The following is a 12,137-nucleotide window of genomic DNA, read 5'->3' as shown; positions in this document are numbered from 1 at the left end:
GAAGTGATGGACTTGCAAGAAATAATAGAGAATTATGTATCTCCTGAAATAGATGAAAATGTCACTTATTTAAAAAAATTATTTAGTAATAACTCAGATGTTATATTTAGAGAGTTCTATATAGGTGATATAAAGACTGCATTGGTTCATATAGATGGGATGGTTAACAAGGATCTTCTTAATGATCTTATGAGAGGAATTATGACTATGGCAGCTTCCAATTACATAGAAGATAGGAGTGAAATAAAAGATAGATTAATTACAGTATCAGATGTTAGCACATTAGATGATATGGAAAAAGGCGTAAATTTACTTATGTCTGGAGATACATTGATGTTTGTAAATGGACTGAATAAATTTTATGTAATAGCTACCAGATATTGGCCTGCGAGAGGAGTATCAGAACCATCTTCCGAAACTGTAATAAGAGGATCAAGGGATGGGTTCACGGAAACAATTAGATTTAATACTGCTCTTATAAGAAGAAGAATTAGAGACACTAGGCTAAAAATAGTTTCAAGTCCAGTAGGAATAAGATCAAAAACTGATATGGCCATTATATATATAGATGATATAGTAAATAAAGATGCATTGGAAAATTTAAGGGAGAGATTAGATAAAATTAAGATAGATGCAGTATTGGATAGTGGATATATAGAGCAGCTTATAGAAGATAATAAGTGGTCTGTTTTTCCACAAATTCAAAGCACAGAAAGACCAGATGTAGTAGCCTCTGCAGTTTATGAAGGAAGAATTGCAATACTTGTAGATAATTCACCTTCTGCCATTATAATACCAACGGTAATGGCTAACTTATTTCAATCCCCAGATGATTATTATCAAAGATGGATATATAGTTCAAGTATAAGAATAATAAGATTTCTATCTATAATTCTAGCACTTGTAATGCCAGGGCTTTATGTATCAATAACATCATTTCATACTGGAATAATACCTACTAAGCTTGCTTATTTTATTTCAGCATCAAGGGAAGGGGTACCATTTCCAGCTTTTATGGAAGCTATAATAATGGAGGTTAGTTTTGCACTGCTATTGGAAGCCATAGCTAGATTACCAAAGGCCATAGGAGCTACTACTGGAATTGTAGGTGGACTTATTATAGGGCAAGCCGCAGTTCAAGCAGGAATTGTAAGTCCTATTATGATTATTATAGTTTCAGTAACTGCAATAACAAGTTTTACTACTCCAAATTATGAAATGACTACTGCATTTAGAATAATAAGATTTGTCCTTATAATTTTATCAGCTATAGCTGGACTTTATGGAATGATGATAGGCCTTATATTGACTTTAATACATCTTGTTAGATTGAAAAGTTTTGGTATTCCTTATCTTTCACCTATGGTAAATGAGAATATGGCAGATTTTAAAGATATGTATTTGAGATTTCCAATTAATTTGTTTAAAAAAAGACCCAAATATATGAAAACTCAGGATAAAGTAAGGCAGAAATAAGAATAGAGGTGATATTGAATATGAAATATAAAAAGTTTATTACTAGTTTTGGATTATTTAGTACTATTATTGTAACTGTTATAGGAGTAGGAATATTTTCATATCCACAAGAAATATCCTCTATTGTAGGTACAGACGGATGGATTGTAACCATTTTTGCAGGACTTATAGCGTATCTTTTACTGTATATAGCATATTTGGCGGTAAAGAGAAATGGGTATAATAAATTATACATTATATTAAATAATAATTTTGGAAAAATATTTGGGGGGATTTTAGCTTTAATTTTTATAGCATATAATATAATTTCAATATCTTTTGGTATGAGAATATTTACTGAAGTAGTAAAAATGTATCTTTTAGAAAAGACCCCCACTGAATTTATATTTATTGTAACTATACTTACAGGAATGTATTTAATAACTGGAGGTTTGGGGAGTTTAGTAAAATTTAATGAAATATCCTTTTGGATAATGTTTGTACCAGTTATAATCATGATGATTTTTACATTGAATAATGTTGACTTCAGTAATATATTACCCGTATTCAACAATAACCCTATTAAGTATGCAGAAGCGTTTAAAACTTGTATATATAGTTTTTCAGGAATAGAGATAATATATTTAATGATTCCTTTTATAAAATCTAGATTTTCTTTAATTAAGACAACTAGTAAAAGTATAGTATTTATAACAGTATTTTATGCTGTAATTGTGATACTATCCTTGTCCGTATTTTCAAAACACCAGACCAATATATTACTCTGGCCAACTATGACTATGATGAAATCTATAAATATCCAGGGGGCATTTATAGAAAGATGGGAAGGTGTAGCTATGGCAATGTGGGTTATGTTTTATTTTACCACGTTTTCTAATCTATATTATCTATCTTCGGATATAGTAAAGGATATGTTTAAGTTAAAAAGTATTACTATTCCATCTATAGTTTTAGGAGTCATAGTCTATATTATAGCTCTTTATCCAAAGAATATAGCCACTTTGTATGATATGGGGAATAAATTTATACCTCCATTATTTATATTTAATGTTGTTATACTTCCAATGATTATACTTCTTTTCAGAAAGTTAAAAAAAAAATCAATTATAAAAAAGGTTATGCCATTAATTCTCATATGTGTTCTACTTACGGGATGCTGGGATAAGGTGGAAATTGAGAATAAGCAGTTGGTTTCAATAATTGGAGTGGATACAGGAGAGGACATAGATAAACAGAAGTATCTAAAGAATGTAAAACCTGAAGACCCACTAACTTCCATAGATTTGAAAAAAATTCATCTTACATTTGGTTCACCGGATTTATCTCAATTAGGGCCGGATAAAGGTGCACAGGCAGAGGATAAATATATAGATGCAGATGGATACTCTTTTCAAGATGCAGTTAGTAAAGCAAGACTTAAAAGCAGCAGATCTATAAGATTTAGTCACACGAGCTTGTTGGTATTTAGTGATGGTATTATGGAACACCCATATGTATTAAAAGAAATTTTGGATTATCTACAAAGAGAGCCGTCATTAAACCGAAATATGTATATAGTTGTAGTTCAAGGCAAAGCAGAGAGGTATATAAAACTAAAAACCAATATGGAAAAAAATATGGAAAGTTATATTATAGGATTAATAAATAACGATTCTAGCAATACAGAAATAATTCCTGTTAGTTTAAATGATTTTTTAGTTCAAATGAATGAAAATGGTAATAGTCTTCTACCTAAAATAGGAATGGATGAAAATAATAAAGATGTAAAAGTATTGGGATCTTTAGCTATTAAAAATTTTAAAGCTAAAGGAATTCTAAATCCTACAGAAACTGCAAATATAGAATTTTTAAAAGGTAAATTAAAGGGAAGTAAGAGGATGATATATCTAGATAATCATCCTGTTGATATAGATATTAACAATACCAATAGAAAAATAAGTGTAGGTGAAGTTAAAGGAAAATTGCAATTTAATATACACTTAAGGATGGAAGCTCAAATAAAAAATTATTATTTGGATAAGAATCTGTTTTCAGTAAATACACTAAAGTTCATTCAAGACAATTTTAATAAATCTATAAAGATAGAGTGTGAAGAAGCATTAAAAAAAATACAGCAAGAGTTAGTAATAGATCCGATAGGACTTGGAAAATATTTAGAAGAATATCACCCAGGTATATGGAATAGAGTCAAGGATAACTGGGATACTGAATATAAAGATTCAACTATAAATGTTAATATAGACACTCAAATAAGAAGAATTGGAGTAGTAAAATAATTTAACTTAAGTGAATATAACCAAAATATCTGTCAATACTTTCTAGTATAAATGAAAATTAAATCTGAAGGGAAGTAGAAAGTTATGAAAAAATTTTTTGGATTAATGATATTATGTATTTTGGTTATATTTACTTTGAATTTTACTGTCCAATCTAGTGATTATAACGACAATTTATTCAAATATGGTTCAAATAGTCAATCAAATAATGTTCAGCAGAGTATAGCATCAAAAATTATAAGATTTCATGTTATAGCTAATAGTGATACACAAAGTGATCAAGCCCTAAAACTAAAAGTAAGGGATGAAGTATTAAAATATATTTCACCTAAATTATCAAATTCTAAAAGTATAGCTGAATCAAGACAAATTTTAAAAGAAAATAATAATAATATTTTGAGCATAGCTAGAAAAGTTATAAGAGAACGGGGATATAGCTATGGAGTTACGAGTACACTTTCACAGTTTAATTTTCCTATAAAAACATATGGAAATATAACCTTGCCTCAGGGAAAGTATGAAGCTTACAGAATAATAATTGGACAAGGTAAAGGAAGAAATTGGTGGTGTGTAATGTTTCCTCCTCTATGTTTTGTAGATATATCCAGAGGTCAGGCATCGTATAAAAAGACAGAAAAGGAAATGAAAACTGTATTGAATCAAAAAGAATATAATTCAGTGGATAATGGTATTGAAAATTTAAATAATAATAAAAAAAATAATGATAATAATGTTAAAGATAATAACATAGAGGTTAGATTTAAGATATTAGACATTGTAAAAGGATTAGGATTTTAAATTTTCTAATAACTTTTTAATAACTCAGGGTTAATGCCCCAAGTTTCTAAAAAGCTAATTGTCTTCAAATAATTTATTAGCTGTCTTTAACAGATGTTCACCAGCTGATTTGAGTATAGTTTTTATATCGTCCTTTTCATAGGGTTTGTTTTCTATCATGTTAGAAACTGGTTCAAGTTTAAGTTTGTTGTTATTTATAAGTGAATCTATTAAATCAACTATGTGATTGCCTGAATATGATTTTGAAAAATTAATACAGTTATGTTGTATTTTCTTAAGCCTGTTTTTACATTTTAAAAGTTTTACTATGTTTTCTCCACATTTTGATATATTGGTTAAATTAACAGCAAGTTCGTGTTTGAAAAGAAATTGTGCATTTTTTTCTTCTTGTCCAGGTATTGGTGAAAATATACCTAAGGGAACGTGAGATATCAAGGCTTCTGTAATTGTAAGCCCACCTGGTTTGGTTAGTAAAAGGTCACTGCACTGCATATATTTGTTGACATAATTGGTAAAGCCTATTATACAGGTGTCTTTTAAAGAAGATTTCTTTAATTTTGAGAGCTCTGTATAAAGTTTTTTGTTTTTGCCCGTTATTATAATTATTTGAATATTTTCGGGTATTTTACTCAATTGTTCATATATATTAGTGATTTTACCCATTCCAAGACTTCCACCCATAATAAGTATTGTAAATTTGAAACTTGAGAAATTCAGTTCTTTTAATGTTTCTTGCCTGGAGTACTCTTTTCTAAAATTTGGATTAACTGGTATACCAAGGTTGTATATAGAATCCCTTTTAATTCCTTCCGATACCATTTTTTCAATCATATCATCATTTGATACTACATAGGCGTCTATATAAGGATGAAGCCATGTACTATGAGGATAGAAATCCGTTATTATAGACATACAGGGTATATTAAGTTTGTATTTGAATTTTAATATGGATAGCATTTCTGTAGTAAAAGAATGAGTCGATACAAGTATATCAGCTTTAAAATCCTCTATTAATGGAATTAGTTTAGAAGTTAAAACTTCCATTATCTTTGAAGCTAAAGTTATGGCAATGGGATCATTTTTTTCTGAATAAGAATATAATTTCCCATATAAAAAGGGAGTAACTTTTAATGTGTTTAAATAGCTTCCAATAACTACTTTATCTATTAATGGATTTATATATTTTAATGTGTCTATTATCCTTATTTCTGAATCTGAATCTTTTAGTTCAATATAATCTTTTAGGGCATCAGCTGCGCGGACATGGCCACCTCCAGCGGATACCGAGAAAATTAGGACTTTCATTTTAATCACCTTCTGATTAAGTATATATGGCTATTATCAATAGAATTCTAAATTCACTTATTTCCTAATATTACTAATATTATATAAAATATAAAAACAATAATAAACTGATTTTATAAACAATTAAGAAAAAATTAATATATAATACTATATTATATTATAGCAGAAAAGTAATTTATATATGTGATTTATATATGGCAGTTCATGTATATTATTTAAAATAATACAGATAATATCTATAAAATTAAAATTGTAAATAAGGAGGGAAGAGTTGCGCAGTCATAGCACACACAAATTGCGTGACATAAGTTTAATGAAAACATCTAAAAAAAGGATAATATATACTGCCATAGTTACATTAATTGTAGTCTTTTCAAGTACTTTTGCTATTCTTATGACTTTGGAAAGAAATGATTACAGAAATTATCTTCAAGGTGAGTATGGGAAAAATATGTATGAGCTTATAGACTCAGTTAGAAATATAAGGGTTAACCTGGCGAAGGCAGAGGTTATAGGTTCCAGAGAACAAGGAATAGTCGTGTTTGAAGAAATATTTCGACATTCAGCCATAGCTAGTGATAAACTCCATTCCCTCCCTGTTTCTCAGCCTGCCATATCAAATACAAGTAAATTTCTAAATCAAGTGGGCGATTTTTGCTATACATTGGGGAATATATCCAGCAAGGGAGGAAGCCTTGGCAATAAGGATTATGCTGATATAGATAGGTTAAAGAAACAATCAACCGATTTAGAAATGCAGTTAAGCAATATTTCAAATAATATAAATCAAGGTCAAGTAAGATGGGGAGAAATAAGAAAGAAAGTTACGGGAGTATTGGCTAAAAATGATGGCAACTCTGCGGTATCTCAATTTCAAAATATACAAAAGCAGATAACTCAGTATCCTGCTTTGATATATGATGGCCCTTTTTCAGATAATACTGTTTCTATAAAACCTAGAATAACTTCACAAAAAGAGGTTTCCAAAAATCAAGCTGAAAAGATTGCAAGAAAAGTTATAGATGATAAGAAGTTTAAAGATTTAAAAACTGAAAGCCTGACAGAAAATTCAAACATAAAAATATATAGGTTTACATCAACTGTAAAAAATAATAATAGAAATCAAAACATATCGTGTGAGATAAGCAAAAATGGTGGTAAAGTAGTATATCTTATAAATGACAGGGTTATAAACAATTCTTCAATAAGTATGAAAAAGGCTATAGATATAGGAACAAAATATTTAAATGGTTTAGGATATAAAAATATGCTGCCTACATATACATTGAGATATGGAAATGAAGCAGTTATAAGCTATGTATATAAACAGGGCAATGTAATAATATACCCAGATCAAATAAAATTAAAAGTAGCATTGGATAATGGAGAAGTAGTTGGGGCTGAATCAGTAAAATACTTAGTATCACATGATGAAAAAAGGAAAATAAGTTCTCCTAAAGTAAGTTTAAATAGAGCTAAACAAAGAGTTGGGAAAAGACTAGATATAACAGGCCAGAGGTTGACTATTATTCCTACAGAAGAGAATAAAGAGGTTCTATGTTATGAATTTTCTGGAGTATGTAACGGAGACAGTTTTAAAGTATATATAAATGCGGATACAGGATATGAAGAAAGAATTCTTCAAATAATAAACACTCCTAATGGACAATTGACAATGTAACTTTCAATAACTTGGTTGTTTTGATATAATGAATCTATATTTATGACAATATGATTCATGGGAGGAATATACATGAAGAAAAATGCAGTTATATCAGTATCAAGTACCAGAGAAGGTGAAGAAGATATTATAGAAGTTGTAACTCCGGGAGATTTTTATAAGAAAGATAATTTTTATTATGCTAAGTACAACGAAACAGAAATATCTGGAATGGAAGGTACTGAGACTACTTTTAAGATGAACGATGATAGTTTTTCACTTATGAGAATAGGAACTACAAATGCCAATATGGATTTTGGCAAAAACAAGAATAATTTAACTGTATATGACACACCGTATGGTGCTATGGAATTGAGAATACAAACTAATAAACTTGAAATTGATGTAAATGAAGGTGGAGGGAATATACTTATAGACTATAATTTAAGTATATCCGGTCAGAGTTATCAGAATACAAAGTTAAAAATTAATATAAAGGCTCATGATAATTAAAATATCTTTTATGTTTATTTATGTTTAAAATTATTTTAGATGGACAATATAAAGATAAATCAACTAGTTTTGTGATAATAAACAAGAAAGTTGAAATAGTTAAATTTAGTGAGGAAAATTATTATGAGGTATTTTAATGATAAAACCCAAACATATTCAGCTATAATTGATATATTATGTGAGTATAAAGGCTTAAGCAAAGAACAGTTGTTTAATGTGCTAAAGGATAATGATTGTAAACATTTATTTTTTCTACTAATAAAAAAATATGGATGTTTTGATTTAGATATGCTGAAAAAAGATATTCCTTCTATAAACAAAATTAAATTAGAGAATAATATAAATCAGGCACAAAAAAAGTTATTGCTTAATAGAAAAATAAGAAATATGTATTTTGAAGCTGAAGATTTACTAGATAGAGCAAAATAATTTATAATAAAATATAACCTCAGTGAATTTAAAATCCACTGAGGTATAAACACAAATTAAAAAACAAAAAACTCTAGCATATATTAGATTAATATGCTATTATATTAGGTATGTTAAAAAAAGTAGTTAATTAACATTATATTATTTGAGTAATTTTTATTATAATACTAAAAAAATATTCTGTCAATAATTATTTTGCCAAAATTTTAATAAAAATGGAAAGCAGGGGGTGAGTACTGCTGCAAAGCAGGAAACTATGAGCACAAAATATATATTTGTAACTGGGGGAGTAGTATCTTCACTTGGTAAAGGAATAACTGCAGCTTCTCTAGGCAGGCTTTTAAAAAATAGAGGACTTAAAGTTTCAATTCAGAAATTTGATCCATATATAAATGTGGATCCTGGAACTATGAGCCCTTATCAGCATGGGGAAGTATTTGTTACAGATGATGGAGCAGAAACGGATTTGGATTTAGGACATTATGAAAGATTTGTAGATGAGAGTTTGAGTAAAAACAATAATGTTACTACAGGTAAGATATATTGGTCTGTAATATCCAAAGAGAGAAAAGGCGAATATTTAGGTAGTACAGTTCAGGTAATTCCACATATAACAAATGAAATAAAGTCTAGAGTTTATAGAGTAGCTAAGGAAAAGAATGAAGACGTGGTTATAACAGAAATTGGTGGAACTATAGGAGATATAGAATCACTCCCATTTTTGGAAGCAATAAGACAAATAAAATATGATATAGGTGCAGAAAATGTATGTTTTATTCATGTTACACTGATACCTTATCTGCGTAAATCCGGAGAACTTAAGACAAAACCTACACAACATTCAGTAAAAGAGCTAAGGGGTATAGGCATACAGCCTGATATAATAGTTTGTAGATCTGAAAAGGAAGTATCTGATGATCTTAAGAAGAAAATAGCTTTATTTTGTGATGTAGGTAAGGATTCAGTTATACCTAATCTAGATGCTGGCAATTTATATGAAGTTCCATTAATGCTTCATGACCAGGGATTGGATGATTTAGTATGTAAAAAATTAGGATTAAAGTCTGGTAATGCAGATAATGATGAATGGGTACATATGGTGGATAGAATAAAAAATTTATCTAATAGAGTAACTATAGGACTTGTAGGTAAGTATGTAGAATTGCATGATGCTTATATATCTGTAGTTGAAGCATTGAATCATGGCGGATATGCAAATAATTCTCACGTAGATATTAAATGGATAAATTCTGAGAATGTAACAAAAGATAATTCTTCCGAGTATCTTAAAGATTTAGATGGAATTTTAGTTCCAGGTGGATTTGGAGATAGAGGGATTGAGGGAAAAATAGAATCTGTAAGATGGGCCAGGGAACATAAGATTCCTTTCTTCGGAATATGTCTTGGCATGCAGTGTGCTGTAATAGAATTTTCCAGAAACATATTGGGATATCAAGGGGCTCACAGTTCTGAAATAGATCCTGATACTAAATATCCTGTAATAGATCTAATGCCTGATCAGAAAGATATGGATGAAAAAGGTGGAACTATGAGATTGGGATCTTATCCATGTAAACTTTCAAAAGACAGTAATGCATATAAAGCATATGAACAGGAAGTTATAAATGAAAGGCACAGACATAGATATGAATTCAATAATGAATATAGAAAACAATGCTCAGATGCAGGCCTTATATTTTCTGGATTAAGTCCAGATGAAAGGTTAGTGGAAATTGTAGAGTTGAAAAACCATCCATGGTTTGTAGCAGTACAGTTCCATCCTGAATTGAAATCAAGACCTAATAGGCCACATCCATTATTCAAAGACTTTATTAGTGCAGCTTTAAATAATTCTAATAATTAGACATAAATGCAGTTATTTCAGTAGTACATTTGGCTAGATTGACTAGTTAATGTACTACTATTTTGAATATTTCCAATAGCTTTTATTTAAATAGTATTGATTATTGCAATTAATAATAATATTATAAAAATAGGTTAATATTTATAACTATGTGGATTAAAATATTGTAAAAGGTTATAATATAAAATATAATTATTACCCACCCATATGAAATTTTCTTTACTTGTTTTATATCTCTTTTGATTTTCCCCAAGCATTATGTACAAAGTTAAATAATGAGAGGTGTTACTTTTTGGTTAATAAAGATGTAGATAATATGAAGTTAGCAGAACTTAGGGAGTTTGCAAAGAACTTAGGAATAGGCAATATATATAAATATAAAAAGGCAGAGTTAATTGAACAAATAAAAAAAGTGTCTCCAGCTTATATAAAAAGAGATGGACTCATACTTAGAGAAAAAATAAGCCCTAAAAATGAAATAGTACATAATCATAAAGAGAAAAAAGAGGAATCAACTCACTCTCTTCCAGCGAGTAGATTAAAACATGTAAATGATGGAAAAGCTGAAGACTCCAAGGACAGTGGAGAAGAGAAAAAGGAAAAACTCAAGGAAATGATAAATGAGTCAGATAGTGCAAGAGGAGTACTTGAAATTATAGAAAATAATAATTATGGATTTTTAAGAGGTAAAAATTATCTAACCGGTCCTAATGATATATATGTGTCTCCATCACAAATAAGAAGATTTAATTTAAAAACAGGTGATGAAGTAGTTGGAAAAGTTAGAATTCCAAAAGAGGGAGAAAAATTTAAGGCCCTTCTATATGTTCAAGAAGTAAATGGAGAGAATCCAGAAAGAGCAGTTGGTAGAAAACCATTTGAAACTCTCACCCCAATATATCCTAATCAAAGAATAAGATTGGAAACAGGAAGTTCAGATTTGTCAACAAGACTTATGGACATAATATCACCTATAGGAAAGGGACAGAGAGGAATTATAGTAGCACCTCCTAAGGCGGGAAAAACTACACTTCTAAAGAAAATAGCCCAAAGTATATCAATAAATCATTCAGAAATAAAATTAATAGTTGTACTTATAGATGAAAGGCCAGAAGAAGTTACAGATATGCAAAGATCAATTCGTGGAGAAGTAATATATTCTACATTTGATGAAGAACCTGAACATCATACGAAAGTTGCCTATATGGTACTTGAGAGAGCAAAGAGAATGGTGGAACAGGGACAAAATGTAGTAATACTTTTAGATAGTATTACAAGACTTTCAAGGGCTTATAATCTGACAATCAACCCAACAGGAAGGACTCTTTCAGGAGGATTGGATCCAGGAGCACTTATAATGCCTAAAAAATTTTTTGGCGCTGCAAGAAATATAGAAGAAGGTGGAAGCCTTACTATATTGGCAACAGCTTTGATTGAAACAGGAAGTAGAATGGATGATATGATATTTGAAGAATTCAAGGGAACTGGAAATATGGAGGTCCATTTAGATAGAAAGCTTCAAGAGAGACGAATATTCCCTGCTATAGATGTTTATAAGTCAGGTACGAGAAGAGATGACCTATTATTTGAAACTCAAGAAGAAAAAGATGCAGCGTTTAATATAAGAAGAATTATGTATGACGAAAATAGTAATCAAAGTATTACAGAACAGCTTATAAATATACTTACAAAAACTAAAGACAACAAGGAATTCATGGGATTTGTAAGTAAAGTGGATACGAATGCACGCCGACTGGATAAAAGTAAGTAATAAAAAACCTGCCCTAATAAATATTGGGACAGGTTTTAATAGCCT

9 protein-coding genes are annotated in these 12,137 nt (G+C 29.5%); 8 read left to right on the top strand and 1 reads right to left on the bottom strand.

Annotated features, from left to right (window positions below; translation table 11 throughout):
* The first annotated feature begins 12 nt into the window (after positions 1–12).
* From J418_RS0102005 to spoIIR, 3 genes are all read left to right on the top strand, one after another.
* Positions 13–1,476, top strand: coding sequence for a spore germination protein (locus J418_RS0102005; protein WP_017894697.1), 1,464 nt, complete (start codon positions 13–15; stop codon positions 1,474–1,476).
* Positions 1,477–1,496: 20 nt separating this feature from the next.
* A complete protein-coding gene (locus J418_RS0102000; protein WP_017894696.1) occupies positions 1,497–3,752 on the top strand; it encodes a Ger(x)C family spore germination protein in 2,256 nt (751 codons plus the stop codon).
* An 84-nt stretch (positions 3,753–3,836) separates the two neighbouring features.
* On the top strand, positions 3,837–4,550 hold the full coding sequence (spoIIR, locus tag J418_RS0101995) for a stage II sporulation protein R (RefSeq protein ID WP_017894695.1): 714 nt from the start codon (positions 3,837–3,839) through the stop codon (positions 4,548–4,550).
* 54 nt (positions 4,551–4,604) lie between these two features.
* Here spoIIR and J418_RS0101990 read toward each other — a convergent pair whose 3' ends face one another.
* Positions 4,605–5,855, bottom strand: a complete 1,251-nt coding sequence (locus tag J418_RS0101990; protein ID WP_017751752.1) for an MGDG synthase family glycosyltransferase — start codon at positions 5,853–5,855, stop codon at positions 4,605–4,607.
* Positions 5,856–6,168: 313 nt separating this feature from the next.
* On the opposite strand from J418_RS0101990, the gene ypeB reads away from it, so the two are divergent.
* From ypeB to rho, 5 genes are all read left to right on the top strand, one after another.
* A complete protein-coding gene (ypeB, locus tag J418_RS0101985) occupies positions 6,169–7,536 on the top strand; it encodes a germination protein YpeB (protein ID WP_026142611.1) in 1,368 nt (455 codons plus the stop codon).
* Between the two features lie 72 nt (positions 7,537–7,608).
* A complete protein-coding gene (locus J418_RS0101980) occupies positions 7,609–8,028 on the top strand; it encodes a YwiB family protein (protein WP_017751754.1) in 420 nt (139 codons plus the stop codon).
* Positions 8,029–8,151: 123 nt separating this feature from the next.
* The gene (locus J418_RS0101975) at positions 8,152–8,457 is read left to right on the top strand and encodes a hypothetical protein (RefSeq protein WP_017751755.1); all 306 of its coding nucleotides are present in this window, start codon (positions 8,152–8,154) and stop codon (positions 8,455–8,457) included.
* A gap of 256 nt (positions 8,458–8,713) precedes the next feature.
* A complete protein-coding gene (locus tag J418_RS0101970) occupies positions 8,714–10,321 on the top strand; it encodes a CTP synthase (protein WP_026093910.1) in 1,608 nt (535 codons plus the stop codon).
* A gap of 292 nt (positions 10,322–10,613) precedes the next feature.
* On the top strand, positions 10,614–12,092 hold the full coding sequence (gene rho / locus J418_RS0101965) for a transcription termination factor Rho (protein ID WP_017751757.1): 1,479 nt from the start codon (positions 10,614–10,616) through the stop codon (positions 12,090–12,092).
* The last annotated feature ends 45 nt before the right edge of the window (positions 12,093–12,137 follow it).

Origin of the sequence: Clostridium tyrobutyricum DSM 2637 = ATCC 25755 = JCM 11008, from assembly GCF_000359585.1 — a bacterium.
GTDB classification, from domain to species: Bacteria; Bacillota; Clostridia; order Clostridiales; family Clostridiaceae; genus Clostridium_B; species Clostridium_B tyrobutyricum.
Note: the sequence above shows the minus strand (reverse complement) of the source record. Positions and strands in the feature narration are given on the sequence as shown.